The 14234-nt window shown below is 43.3% G+C and carries 8 protein-coding genes and 1 pseudogene; 5 read left to right on the top strand and 4 right to left on the bottom strand.

What is annotated here, in order from left to right:
- Positions 1 to 112: 112 nt before the first annotated feature.
- The 4 genes from ACSAZK_RS17575 to radC all read right to left on the bottom strand — a co-directional run bounded on the left by ACSAZK_RS17575 (position 113) and on the right by radC (position 4831).
- Entirely contained in the window at positions 113 to 280 is a 168-nt protein-coding gene (locus tag ACSAZK_RS17575; RefSeq protein WP_156153729.1) for a hypothetical protein, read from the bottom strand.
- Positions 281 to 738: 458 nt separating this feature from the next.
- Positions 739 to 2436: a thiamine pyrophosphate-dependent enzyme gene (locus tag ACSAZK_RS17580; RefSeq protein ID WP_440955309.1), complete on the bottom strand. Its 1698-nt coding sequence runs from the start codon at positions 2434 to 2436 to the stop codon at positions 739 to 741.
- Between the two features lie 171 nt (positions 2437 to 2607).
- A complete protein-coding gene (gene mmp11 / locus ACSAZK_RS17585; protein WP_440955310.1) occupies positions 2608 to 3537 on the bottom strand; it encodes a methanogenesis marker protein 11 in 930 nt (309 codons plus the stop codon).
- A 604-nt stretch (positions 3538 to 4141) separates the two neighbouring features.
- Positions 4142 to 4831 (bottom strand): RadC family protein, encoded by a 690-nt coding sequence (radC, locus tag ACSAZK_RS17590; RefSeq protein ID WP_440955311.1) that lies wholly within the window; start codon positions 4829 to 4831, stop codon positions 4142 to 4144.
- A 353-nt stretch (positions 4832 to 5184) separates the two neighbouring features.
- Here radC and ACSAZK_RS17595 point away from each other — a divergent pair, with 353 nt between their 5' ends.
- The 5 genes and pseudogenes from ACSAZK_RS17595 to ACSAZK_RS17615 all read left to right on the top strand — a co-directional run bounded on the left by ACSAZK_RS17595 (position 5185) and on the right by ACSAZK_RS17615 (position 13601).
- Positions 5185 to 6018, top strand: coding sequence for a molybdopterin synthase (locus tag ACSAZK_RS17595; RefSeq protein WP_440955312.1), 834 nt, complete (start codon positions 5185 to 5187; stop codon positions 6016 to 6018).
- A 157-nt stretch (positions 6019 to 6175) separates the two neighbouring features.
- Positions 6176 to 6841 carry a molybdenum cofactor guanylyltransferase gene (gene mobA, locus ACSAZK_RS17600; RefSeq protein WP_440955313.1) on the top strand — a complete coding sequence of 222 codons (666 nt, stop codon included), beginning with the start codon at positions 6176 to 6178 and terminating at the stop codon, positions 6839 to 6841.
- A 480-nt stretch (positions 6842 to 7321) separates the two neighbouring features.
- On the top strand, positions 7322 to 10006 hold the full coding sequence (locus ACSAZK_RS17605; protein WP_440955314.1) for a leucine-rich repeat domain-containing protein: 2685 nt from the start codon (positions 7322 to 7324) through the stop codon (positions 10004 to 10006).
- A gap of 70 nt (positions 10007 to 10076) precedes the next feature.
- Positions 10077 to 10346 (top strand): annotated as a pseudogene (gene mobA, locus ACSAZK_RS17610) (molybdenum cofactor guanylyltransferase); the annotation flags it as partial.
- A 270-nt stretch (positions 10347 to 10616) separates the two neighbouring features.
- Positions 10617 to 13601: a leucine-rich repeat domain-containing protein gene (locus ACSAZK_RS17615; RefSeq protein WP_440955315.1), complete on the top strand. Its 2985-nt coding sequence runs from the start codon at positions 10617 to 10619 to the stop codon at positions 13599 to 13601.
- The last annotated feature ends 633 nt before the right edge of the window (positions 13602 to 14234 follow it).

Genomic DNA, 14234 nt, shown 5'->3' on the forward strand with positions numbered 1-14234 from the left:
AAAACTACTACTAAAGGTTAAACGGGGGGTATTTACATTAAATTTTCAGGGGTAAAAGTCCCGTCTCTTTCTCTTTCTTTCTCTTCCTCTCTTTTCTTCCCCGCTCTTTCTCTCATTTTTCTTCAGGGCTGAGAGGGTCTATCCTGAAAAGTAAGACCATAAAAAGCACAGCGACGGCTCCCGTTCCCCACAGCAGAGGGTTCTGGGTGAAATACGTGAATGCTCCGACAAATAGCAACAGAGCTACAACTGCCAGTAAAATCTGAAATTTCTTATCCAATATATTTTCTCCCCCTTTTCTGTCCCATATTTGAGTTCAGATGTCCCATAGTATTGTTTCCCGGTACAAATATAAACATTCTTCGTCTAAACATTCTTAGTCTGTTTCTTAGTCCGTTTGATAGAATATCCCGGTTCCATTATTTTTCAGAAGGGTTCCATTTATACTATTTTTTGCAAGGGATTTATATTTTTATTAAGCTTCAAAATGGTTCGAAGTTATGTTTTAGGGAGCTGTTTTTCTCTAACTTTGGGAATAAAGGGGATGCTTCCTTTTTTCTGCGTGAAAACTGTGGAAGAAACAAAATTTGGGAAAGGGGGACGTTTTGGGAATGAATAAATTTGAAAGAAATGACCCAAAGTTAAAATGGATAATCCGGTCGAGGAAAAAAGGCTAAAAAAGTCTAGATTAGGTTAGAAAAGCCTGGAAAATGCCTGATCAGGGAAAGATCTCTGGAATCAATACTTTGTGCATTTTCCTTTGACAAAAATAACTGAAACTCCGGGAAGGGCAAGTTTTTCGGAGATCAAATTCGAAAGTTCCGACTCCGGACTTTCGTTTTCATTTACTTTTTCAGGTCCAGTTTTGTTTTCGCTTTCGTCACCTCTTTCATTTTCCCCGTTTTTCCCGTCAAGGTCGATAAGCGAAACATCCGGCACTATAGCTTCAACGACTTTAGTGAGGTCCGGGACTTCCTGTCCTCCGGTCATGGCTGCGACCTCGTTCAGGAGTACGAGCGCGAGCACGTCATATCCGGAGTTCACGGCAGTGAGCAGCCCCAGGATGCCGGAATGCGCCAGGGCAAAGTCCCCGATCACGGCTATTCCTTTTTTCTCAAAACCACATGCAACCGAGATTGCGGAACCCAGGGCAAAACTCACATCCACTGCCGCAAGGGGTTCGGGGGCGCTCCGGATGGAACAGCCCATGTCTCCCGCAACCCTTACATCGAGGGAACGGAGGAAGCGATAGAGGGGGAGGTAGGGGCAGTCTTCACAAATTGAAGTCCTGCTCTGTTTCCGGGTTTCTGAGAGATCGGCCTCTTCGGGTTTCGAGGGCTTATCTTTTCCTATATGCTCAAGGGCAAATTCGATATCTTCTGCAAGGACCTGCCCGTAAGGGACGTGCCCGGTGTTTTTCCCGTATACCTTTCCTGCAATACGGAGCTGGTCTTCAATAACGGGCTCGGACTCCTCGACCACGAGCACCCTGTCGTTTTCTTCCAGAAAGGCTCCGATTTTCCGGAGTGGAAGCGGGTTTACAAGGTTCAGGGACAAGTGTGAAACCGTGTTTTGCGAAAATGTGTTTTGCGAAAATGTGTCCTGTGAAACAGCATTGCCTTTGTTTGCCGTTTTGCCTTTGTTTGATTTTCCCAGGACTTCTTCCACCAGGGTTGAAGCAAAACCCGAGGAAATGATACCCATACCGGTCTTTTCCGAAAGTTTCCCTGCTTCTTTTTCTTTTCTTTTTCCTTTTTTGAGGATATTCAGTTCCGTAGTTTCGGCTTCTTCTTCCAGCAGGGGGTACACTTCTTTATGGAAGCGCTGGTGCTTTTCCCGCATCCGTATGTTCCAGATCGAGCGGTCGAATTCGGGATGGGGTTTTGCGGAAGCCGGGAGGCGCTTAAGCTCTCCTTTAATTTTATCGAGCCCTGCAGTGAGCCGGACGATGACGGGAGTCTTTGTTTTTTCCGAAAGTTCGTATGCCTCCCTTAGAGCCCGGTATGCGGTTTCCGGGTTTTGCGGGTCAAACACTGCGACCTCGGCAATTTTGCCGTACCAGCGGGAGTCCTGTTCGTTCTGGGAGCCTTTTATGCCGGGGTCGTCCCCTGCAATTATCACAAGGCCTGCCCCGATGCTGTGCGTAACCGAGGTTATCAGGGGGTCGGAAAGGAGGTTCATGCCCACATGTTTCACGACCACAAGGGACCTTCGGCCTGAAGAGGAGGCTCCCAGGGCTATTTCCAGGGCAACCTTTTCGTTCGTGAGCCACCTGGCATCAAAATGTGCATTTTCCAAAAAAAGTTCCATTAGGGAGGTGATAGGGTAGCCGGGAACGGCTGTTATGAGTTCCACGTCACTGTCAAGGGCTGCAAGGTAAAGGGCTTCGAACCCGGTGCATTCGGGTCTTCCGGTTTCTTTGCTCAAGTCTCCCATCTCTGTTCAGGGTGTTTCCGAATGTTAAGGATATTTAAGGATGTTTCCGAAAGTATCCGAAAGTATCCGAATATTTACGAACGTATCCAGATATCCGGATATTTCCGAATATTTCCCAGTTTTTCCGGGATTTTGATTAAGTTCGCAGCATTTTCCGGTGCTTTTTTCATTTTAGTCGATAAGTGGTTTGATTTCAGTGCCAGGGACGATTGATTCCTGTGGCCTGCCAAACCAGGGCAGAGCACCCATGGCTCCGATTACGCCGTTCCCGTCCAGGACGACTTCCACGTCGTTTTCTTTGGCACAGCTAAGGGCATATTCTTTCGAGACCCGTTCTGTCCGGCAGCGGTTGCTGTATTCGTAGAGGCCTTCAGCATAAAAATCAGTGAGGACAACCATCCCGGTTTCGCTGGAAGCGCTGTATTTTTCGAGAGCCTTTTTGAGGGCTTCGACCAGCCGTTCCTTTGCTTTTTCGTCCTTGCAGCCAAACTCCAGGACCGTTGACATGCAGTTCTGGGTCTTTTCAGGGACCGGGAAGAGCTGGACCAGGGCGTGGGAAAGGTAGACGGCGTCCGGGCAGTCGAGTTCGCTTGCGATGTTGTGGGTCAGGGTCCAGGTGGCTCCCGTTTCCTTGGAATCCGTGTCATCAATGCCGATCAGCACGCGGTTCCGCCTCGGGATAATGATAGTGCCTTTTGCGCAGCGTTCCCCTCCGGATTCGGTCAGCTTATAGCGTAAAACCCCGTCGGCAAAAGCCCGGCAGCGGGTCGCACCGACTCCTCCGCCTCCGAGTCCGGCGTATGTGACCTGCACCTCATCCCCTTCCACAATTACGGATTCGATGCCTGCGGCGGCAATTGAGGCCTTGAGTTCGAGATTCGAGGTTCCGGTTTTCACGAAGTAACGGATCATGTTCCCGTTCGAACGGGCTTTAAGGATAAGAGGAGCTTTTGCATAGTGGTAAAGGGACCAGGAAGCCCCGCTGTAGCAGTTGGAGTGCTCAATGATCTCCGCATATTCGTTCTTCGCATCGCAGACTGCGTATATGCCCCTGTAAGGCACAGTATAAGGGTCGTTCAGGGTAATATCTCCAGTCTGCATGTTATCAAGTGCACAAGCGTTTATGTGTTTTGTAATGCCGAAAACCTCCTTTTTGCCGCAGGGATGAAATGGTGAAAAGTGAAGTCATGAAGTGAAATCTTGATTTAATCCGAAATGCCCATTTCTTGTAGATATATATAGTTATCGTGGATTTAGCAAGTTGACTGAGAGCAATTACCCATAAGTATTTAAATATATATGATTCGCTCCTTCAGGGACATGGGTGAGTGAGAGGCCTTGTTTCCCGGACATACGCGCTGTTTTCATGCTAAATTCGGGATAAACAAACACCGAAGTTCACACCGTTATCAAATATTTACTTTTCTTCTTTAAGCTATTCTCTCTGCTTTTAACTTGTCTTCACTCACTCATCCATTCGGGAAAACGTGAACCTGAGAGAGCTGAAAGCACAGCTTGTCAAGAACAGATCCTTCAAAAACATAATCTGCAAAAACATAATCTGCAAAAACATAATCTGCAAAAACGTAATCAGCAAAAAAATATCAAAAAGGGCAGGTCCGGAAGAGTTGAGCCTGAATCTATCCGGGCTAAAAAGGAAACGGACCGGAATCCTTCCTGGAATGTCCGCCGCTCAATATTCCCCTTACCTGACGAACCCTTCGTCCTTCAGGCTCACGTACCTGCCGTCCCCTATGATGATGTGGTCGAGGACATCGATTCCCAGGAGCTTTCCCCCTTCAACCAGCTTTTCCGTGACCATGATGTCCTCCCTGCTGGGGCTTGGGTCCCCAGAGGGGTGGTTGTGGATCATGATGACGGATGCCGAGGACTCCATCAGGGCTGATTTGAAGACCTCCCGCGGGTGTACGATGCTCGCGTTCAGGCTGCCTATGGACACGGTCTCTTCCTTCAGGATCTGGTTTTTCGTGTCCAGGTACAGGGTTATGAATCTCTCTTTCTTCTGCTCGCGCATTTTTGGGTACATAAGGCTATAGACATCTTTGGGGGAGCGGACCTTGCGCTTGGGTTCCTCCACAAAAGTCTCAAGTCTCCTTGCCAGTTCGAAGACCGCAGAGATCTGTGAGGCTTTTGCCTCCCCTATGCCGTGGATCTGCATGAGCCTCTTTATGTTTGCAAGGCTGAGCTGCTTGATGCTGTACTCCGATAAAATCCGGTTGGACATGCTGACAACATTCTCTGCCCGCGACCCCGTCCTGAGGATGATCGCCAGCAGTTCGGCATTGGAAAGAGACTCCGGCCCGTTTCGGACCAGCCTCTCCCTCGGTCTTTCTCCCTCGGGAAGGTCGTGAATCCTGACTTTAGCTACCTCCATAATAGCACTCCCATCTTATTTTCCCCCTTATTCCCCATCTGGTATTCCCCCTGGTCCGGCTTTCTGGATGGATAATCAATTCCGGATGGATAATTAATATTGGTATAAATATTATTATCAAAATTTTTATTATCAAAATTCGTTTTAATGTGAATATGTAATATCGACTTTTTGATATTTGAAAATTTCTAACAATGGTAAAACTTGTTCATTTTTAGAAAAAAGTTCGTCTGAGGATTTGCCTCATTTCCATCTTTTTCCTCTTCCCCGGAGCCCTGGTCTGGCTTTTCGGCCCGGTTTACGACCTGACCTTCCGGCCCTTTCTTATACCGGGAAATTCATAACGCTCCCTGATGAAGGTCATTTCCGTAGTAGGCTACAAGAAATCAGGCAAGACAGCTCTCGTCTCCGCCCTGGTCCAAAAACTTTCCGGCTTTGGCTCGGTGGGCACGGTAAAGCACATGGGGGAATTCCGCTACAACCCAGAGGACACGGACACCGGCAGGCATTTCGATGCAGGTGCGGACACGGTAATCGGGCTTACCGACACTGAGATGGTCAGCTTTTCAGGAGACCCCGACCTTGAGCGGGCTCTCGACGCCCTTTGCGACAGGGGCCTTGACTTTGCCGTGGTCGAAGGCTTCAAGGACAGCAAGCTCCCTAAAATAGTTCTCGGAGACCTTGAAGGCCTCTCCAACGTCCTTATGAGGCTTCCGGAAAACCCGGACCTGCATGAGACCCTTTCAGCCTCCATCTTCGGCCTGATCCTTGCCCAGCCCGACCGCTACACCCTTGACGACCTCATAAAACGGATCCGCCAGGAACCGCAAATAAGAAATGCAGGCGCAATCGGCACCTTTACCGGCATCGTCCGCGAACTCGACGGGGACACGAAAACCGACAGGCTCGAATTTGAGAAATACGAACCCGAAGCCTCAAAAGTCCTGGAAAAGATCCGTGAAGACCTCAAGAAAAAAGAAGGCATCCTCGAAGTCCTCATCCACCACAAGACCGGCGTCATCGAAGCCGGGGAAGACATCGTCTACATCGTGATCGCATCCGCCCACAGGACCGAACTCTTCCCCGCCCTCAGCGAAGCCATAGAACGAGTAAAAGCCGACGCCCCGATCTGGAAAAAAGAGATCACAGAAAAAGAAGAGTTCTGGGTCCACGACCGGGAGCACTGAAACCGGGGGCACTGAAGGCTGTAAATAAGAGTGGATATAAAGGGCAGAAGTAGGGTAGAAGTAGAGCAGAAATAATAATTAGAAATTATGATCAGAAATTAAGATCAGAAACAAAGAGCGGAAACAAAAAGCAGAAAAAACCGGGCTGGGTATATAAATGAGCGAAAAAACAGAAAGAAAAGCATCCAGAAGCGCAATCGTTCTGGCAGGAGGCAGGGGCCGCCGGATGGGCATGGTCGAAAAAGCCCTCCTGGAATTCAAAGGAAAAACCATTCTCGAACGCCTGCTCGATTCTCTTTTCCAGGCTGTGGACGAGGTCATCATCTCGATAAGGGGCAGCACCCAGGAAGCCCAGCTTAAACCCGTCATCGAAAAATTCCCTGACCGCGAAATCCGCTTCTGCTTCGACACCAGGGAAGACTTCGGCCCCCTTGAAGGCATCCGCGCCGGCCTTCTCGAAGCAAGTTCTGAATACGCCTTCGTCTGCGCCTGCGACATGCCTTTCGTAAACAGCAGGGTTGTGGATTTCCTCTTCGAAAAAGCCAAAGGACACGATGCTGCCCTCCCGAAGCAGGAAAACGGCAGGTTCGAGACTCTCCATGCGGTTTATTCCAGAAAGATGGTGCCTGAGATCGAGAAGGCTTTTGAGAAGGGGGACCGTTTTGTGCTTGCGCCGATTTATGCGATGGGGGATGTGGTGCAGGTTGAGGTTTCGGAGATCAGGGGAATTGATCCTGAGTTGGTTACTTTTGAGAATATAAATACGGTTGAGGATATTGAGAGGATAATGGGGTCAGCGGTAGGGGAGAAAGTTGGTTTGTGAGAGATTCCGGTTAACCTTTGTTGATTGGGTTTTTTAAGTTTTAGAATAACCGGAATGGTGTGTTCCGTCGTTATTTCAGTCGAATACCCCGCTAGCTTGCTGCGGGGATGGAAAACTTCCCCGGTAACCGTTAATGATAATATGATGTATCAATTCCTTTTTCAGGCTGTTAATTTTTGCTTAAACTAAATTATTTAGGGTTATTGCTTTCTTTAACGGAATTTTGAGCGGTGGCGCGAACATACCCCGTTGCTTGCAGCGGGGTGCGCCAGCGCAACTTTGATTTGTCCCGCGCCTTGGCGCGGCTTTTCCCATATTGTTACCTAAAATCGAAAGTTATTTAGATGACAACATTCTCTATTTTTCAGATTTAATTATTTTGATCTGTAGTGGTTAGTTCTGGATAGCGGCTGTAATACTATATTGAATTTTCATTGTTTATATGGCAAACTCGTGAGTACATTGAGGCAGGGATTTTAGATGGAATCAAGCGAGATTAAGGATTTGATTAGATGGGCTCAAAGAAGGAATGTAACCGTATTAGACCTGTCGAACAGAAATCTCACTTCTCTTCCACCGGAAATCTCAGAATTGGAACATCTTACTAAACTTAACATCTCCAATAATCAATTAACTTTGCTGCCTTCGGAATTCAAAGAGTTGAAAAATCTTAGGGCACTTTTCATATCCGGTAATCAACTTACTTCTCTATCGCCTGAAATCACAGAGTTGAAAAATCTTAGTGCACTTTACATGTCCCGCAATCAACTAACTTCTCTACCGTCTGAAATCACAGAGTTGAAAAATCTTAAGGCAATTGACATATCTGGTAATCTATTAAATTCACTGCCGCCTGAAATCACAGAGTTGAAAAATCTTACTAAACTTGACATATGCGGTAATCAACTTACTTTCCTACCTCCAGAAATCACAGAGTTAAAAAATCTTACTAAACTTTATATGAGTAACAATCTACTGACATTTCTTCCATCGGAAATCGTAGAGTTGAATAATCTTACTATACTTTACCTTGATGACAATCAACTTACTTCTCTTCCGCCGAAAATCTCAGGGTTGAAAAATCTTACTATACTTTACCTTGATAATAATCAACTTACTTCTCTTCCATCGGAAATCTCAGGGTTGAAAAATCTTACTGAACTTTCTTTACATAACAATCAACTTACTTCTCTTCCATCGGAAATCTCAGGGTTGAAAAATCTTACTAAGCTCTACCTTGGTAACAATCAGCTGATATCCCTTCCGCCGGAAATCTCAGGGTTGAAAAATCTTACAAAACTTTACCTTGGTAACAATAAACTAACATCTCTTCCGCCGGAAATTTTGGAACTGGGTTTGGAGGTTGAATTGGAAAAATATTGGGAGTTTAATATAATTTACTTGAAAGGAAATCCTATAGAGAATCCCCCGGTAGAGATCATAAAAAAAGGCAGAGGGGCAGTTTTCAACTATTTCAAGTCCTTGGAAGATGAGAAAGAGCCATTAAACGAAGTTAAAGTTTTGCTGGTAGGAGACGGTGGTGCAGGTAAAACTTCTTTGGTGAAGAGGCTCCTAGGCGAAGGTTTCGATGGAAATGAACATCAGACCCAGGGGATTAATATCAAGGGATGGGAATTCAAAAATAAAGATAAGGAAATAAAAATTAATTTCTGGGACTTTGGTGGCCAGGAAATAATGCATGCCACCCACCAGTTTTTTCTTTCCAAGAGGAGTCTTTACATTCTTGTTTTGAATTCAAGGAGGGATGAAAAAGCCGAGTACTGGCTCAAGCATATAAGGAGTTTTGGAGGAGATTCATCGGTACTGGTTGTTTTGAATAAGATTGACGAAAATCCTTCTTTTGAGTTGAACAGGAAGTTTTTGCAGGAGAAGTATCCCTCAATAAAAGGTTTCTTCCGAATTTCGTGTAAGGATAACAGGGGAATTGAGGTCTTTTCCAGTAAAATAAAAAAAGAAATTTTAAAAGTTGAACACTTACAAATAGAATGGGCTAAAAGCTGGTTCAACGTGAAGACCAGATTAGAGAACATGAATTGTGATTTCATTACTTATGATAAATATCGGAATATGTGCATGGAAGAGAATGTGGGAGATAAATCATCCCAAAATACCCTTGTTGATTTTCTTAATGATCTAGGAGTGATTTTACACTTTAAGGACATTTCACTGCTTGATACGCATGTGCTTGAGCCAAGATGGATTACTAACGGTGTATACAGGATCATAAATTCGGAGACTCTGGTGAAGAGAAAAGGAGTTCTTCGGTTCGGTCTGCTGGATGAAATTCTAAAGCAGAAAAATGAAAATGACTATTATTATCCCCCTACGCGCTATAATTACATTATCAATTTAATGAAAAAATTTGAGTTATGTTATACAATTGACGAACAAACCGTGCTCCTTCCTGACCTGCTGGCGGTTCCTGAGCCTAATTTTGATTTTGACTCTAACGAAGCCCTGAATTTTTTCATCGAGTACGATTTTCTGCCGCGTTCAGTTATGCCCCGCTTTATAGTGAAGATGAACAGGGACATAAAAGATAATTTGCAATGGAGAACAGGTGTAGTTCTAGAAAACAAGGACTTTAATTCCTGTGCAGTGATTAAATCTGATAACGAGGCAAAGAGAATCTACATTAGCGTGAATGGCGGCCAGAAACGCGATTATTTTTCAAGTATACTGTTCAATTTACGGGAAATTAACCGGAGTTTTGAGAAGTTAAAAGCTGTCGAAAAAATTCCTGTTCCTGATGAACCCGATGTAGCTGTCAGTTATGACCATCTGGTTTATTTGGAAGAGGTTGGTGAAGACAAGTATAGACCTGAAGGATCAAGAAAGGCATATAGCGTTAGGGACTTGCTTGGAACGGTTAACAATGGGAGTAAACAAGAAGAATTGTTGGAAGAAATCCTGCACATTCTTAAGAAGAGAAATGAAGAAGATAAAATGGAAGAGATTGTCCTAATTTTGAGTAATCTAGCAAAGACTCAAGCAAGAGAATCTGACGACAGGGCAACTTTATCAAGGAAATTAAATAAAACTATCACACTTCAACCTAACGTGATGGGATTTGGATTCGATTTTAATGCAGCTATTGACGAAGCATTGGATCGATATTACGATTGGAAGAATAAAAAGATGTAAAAACTTCCAATTCCTCGATAAAGACCCTCTACCCTTCTACGTGCGTATAATGCAACTCCTCAACCCTCCTGACGCTGCCCTCCCGAAACAGGAAAACGGCGGGTTCGAGACCCTCCATGCGGTTTATTCCAGAAAGATGGTGCCTGAGATTGAGAAGGCTTTCGAGAAAGGGGAACGGTTTGTGCTTGCGCCGATTTATGCAATGGGGGATGTGGTGCAGGTTGAGGTTTCGGAGATCAGGGGAATTGATCCTGAGCTGGTGACTTTTGAGAATATCAATACGGTTGAGGATATTGAGAGGATAATGGGGTCAGCGGCGGGGGAGAAAGTGGGTCTGTGAGAGATTCTGGTTAACCTTTGTTGATTGGGTTTTTTTTGTTGTCAGAGTAACCGGAATGGTGTATTCTGTCGTTATTGTTCCGCGCCTTGGCGCGGCTTTTCCAGTGTAATTTCTTAAAATCGAAAGTTATTTAGTCAGCAACATCCTCTATTTTTCAGATTTACTTATTTTAATTTGTAGTGGCTATCTCTGGATAGTTGCTTCAATATTAAATTGAATTTTTCATTGGTTGTGATGGCAAATCGTGAGGACAGTGAGGCAGGATTGTACATGGAATCAAACGATATTAAGGATCTGATTAGAGAGGCTCAAAGAAATAAAGTAACTTCATTAGACCTATCGTTCGAAAATCTTACTTCTCTGCCACCTGAAATCAGTGAGTTGAAATATCTTACTACACTTTACATATCAAATACTCAATTGACTTCTCTACCGTCTGAAATTAGTGAGTTAAAAAATCTTACTACACTTTACATATCAAATACTCAATTGACTTCTCTACCGTCTGAAATCTCCGAATTGAAATATCTTACGGAGCTTTACATAACTTTAAATCAATTAACTTCTCTACCGTCTGAAATCAGTGAGTTGAAAAATCTTATTACACTTAACATATATGGTAACAAATTGACCTCTCTGCCTCCTGAAATCTCCGAATTGAAAAATCTTATTACACTTTCTATATCTCATAATCGATTGACTTCGTTGCCTCCTGAAATCAGCGAGTTGAAAAATCTTACAACACTTTCCATATCTGATAATCAATTGACTTCGCTACCTCCTGAAATCTCAGAGTTGAAAAATCTTATTACACTTGAAATATCCGATATTCAATTGAGTTCGCTTCCGCCTGAAATCAGCGAGTTGAAAAATCTTACTCAACTTGACATATCTTTTAATCGATTGACTTCTCTGCCTCGTGAAATCAGCGAGTTAAAAAATCTTACTGAACTTTACATATCCTATAATCGATTGACTTCTCTGCCTCCTGAAATCACAGAGTTAAAAAATCTTACTGAACTTGACATGTCTGATAATCAATTGAGTTCGCTTCCGCCTGAAATCAGCGAGTTGAAATATCTTACTGGATTTTACATATCTGATAATCAACTTACTTCGCTGCCTCCTGAAATCAGCGAGTTGAAAAATCTTACTCAACTTGACTTATCTGGTAATCAACTAACTTCTCTGCCTCCTGAAATCTCGGAGTTGAAAAATCTTACTCAACTTGACTTATCTGGTAATCAACTAACTTCTCTGCCTCCTGAAATCTCGGAGTTGAAAAATCTTACTCAACTTGACTTATCTGGTAATCAACTGACTTCTCTGCCTCCTGAAATCTCGGAGTTGAAAAATCTTACTCAACTTGACATGCGTGATAATCAATTGAGTTCGCTTCCTTCTGATATCTTAGAACTAGATCTGGATATAATGTGGGAATATCAACCAAGAATAAAAGGAATAGTTTTAGAAGAAAACCCTCTTGAAAATCCTCCTGTAGAGATTGTAAAACAGGGTAGGGAAGCAGTTCTTAACTATTTCAAGTCACTAGAAGGTGAAAAAGAACCGTTAAATGAAGTTAAAGTTTTGCTGGTTGGGGAAGGAGGTGCAGGCAAAACTTCACTTGTAAAGCGGATTTTCGGGGAAGAGATTGATGGAAATGAGCCGCAGACACAGGGTATCAACATCCGGAACTTAACAGTTAAAAATGGTGAACGGGAAATCAAAGCTAATTTCTGGGATTTTGGCGGGCAGGAGATCATGCACGCTACACACCAGTTCTTTTTGTCAAAAAGGAGTCTTTATATTCTGGTGCTTGATGGGAGGAAGGACGAAAAGCCCGAGTACTGGCTTAAGCTCATAGAAAATTTCGGTGGGGATTCTCCAGTTCTGGTTGTGATCAATAAGGTTGATGAAAATCCTGGGTTTGACCTGAACCGGAAGTTTCTGCTGGATAAGTATCCTTCTATCAGGGGTTTTTACCGTTTGTCCTGCAAATCGGAAGAGGGAATAGGGGAGTTTTCTAAAAGTCTGGAAGAGGAACTTACAAAGGTCCGTCATCTGGAGGTCATGTGGGCTAAAAGCTGGTTCAATGTCAAAAGCAGGCTTGAAGAAATGTGTCCGAATTGCAGTCCTGATGTTGTGGATGAGGACACGTGTGAACACTGCAATTTCATCCAATATAATGACTATAAACTGATGTGTGATGAAGAAGGGATAAAGGGCGAATCAGAACAAAATACTCTTGTTGGTTTTCTTCACGATCTGGGTGTAATACTGCACTTTAAAGATATACCTCTCCTGAATACTCATGTTCTGGACCCTGAATGGGTAACCAATGCAGTGTATAAAATGGTTAACTCAAAGGAGGTTGCAAGTTCCGGTGGAATCCTGAAACTTGACATGTTCGCGGAGATTTTGAAGGAAAATAATGGGGAAAAATTCTATTATCCTCCCGATCAGTACGGTTTTATCCTTAGTTTGATGAAAAAATTTGAACTCTCCTATGAACTTGATGGTCGCACTGTGCTCCTTCCTGCCCTTCTGGAAATTCAGCAGCCAGATTTAGAGTTTGATGATGGGAGTGCCCTGAAGTTTATCATTGATTATGATTTCCTGCCGCCTTCCGTAATGCCTCGTTTTATCGTGAAGATGAATATGGATATAAAAGGCGATCTTCGCTGGCGGACGGGTGTGGTTCTTGAATCTAAGGCTTTCAATGCTACTGCTGTGGTCAAATCGGATAATGAAGCTAGAAGAATCAGTATTTACGTAAATGGAGCTCATAAAAGGGATTATTTTGCGGTTATTCTTCAAAACTTCCGGGAAATTAACAACAGTTTTGAAAAATTAAAAGCCATCGAAAAAATCCCGCTGCCTGATGAGCCGGAAGTTACTGTCAGTTATAAGCATTTGATAAAGCTGGAACTAAAAGGAACTGAAGAATACATGCCTGACGGTTCTGATAAAGAGTATAATGTAAGTGAGCTTCTCGGAACGGTAATTAATGACAGCAGTATGATGAAAATGGTTAAGGAAATACTGCGAAATACGGAAATAAATAAAAAATATGGAATGGAGATTCTGGAGATAGTTCAAACCATACAGGAGATTGAGGACGAATCTGATACAGAAGAAACTTTGTTTGAAAAGCTCAATAATGTCATTTCAGTGAATCCTTCCATTTTTGGTTTGGAGTTTGACCTTAGTGAAATGGTCAGATTATATTTTAAGTGGAAAAGGCGGCAGTCGTGATTTGTGTCTGGAGCATGGGTTTTGTGCAAAAAATAGTTCTGTGTGATAATTCAAAATTCTGTGTAAATCAGGCAAAAATCCATTTTTTATACACTCCATGTTTCACCATACCTTTAAAAGCCAAAAGCAGAAATGTGATCAAGTAAATTCGCAAGAATTACAGCTAAAAAAAAGAGTGTTAAAGCTTGTAATGAACGTTCTTCGAAAAAGAGCATGCAAATCTTATAGGATACACCAAGGAAAATTAGTATGCTATATAAACAGATATCAACAGGTGTAACTGCAAACAGCATCAAAGTAACTGCTAAAGTGATTACTACTATTTGATAAGGCATCATAAAATCACATTACTTTAAAAGATATACCTCTAAATAATCTTTTTTACATAGTATTCTTTGTGTAAAAATTTTAAACTCTGTGTAAGAAATCAGGGAAAAATCTATTTTTTATACAATGTCTGCCGCATAAATAAGTTAGATTAACTTCAAGGCTGCGATATTCATTGTTTATGCCTCTTTCTACAAATTTTCAAGGAAAAGCCGGTCAGCAAGCTGACCGGTGAGAGCCCGGGGTTCTAAAAACCATTCGAAACCCGGTAATTCTGGACCGAGTAAAAAATAGATCGTTCTTTTC

This window comes from Methanosarcina sediminis, assembly GCF_052056915.1.
GTDB lineage: Archaea > Halobacteriota > Methanosarcinia > Methanosarcinales > Methanosarcinaceae > MTP4.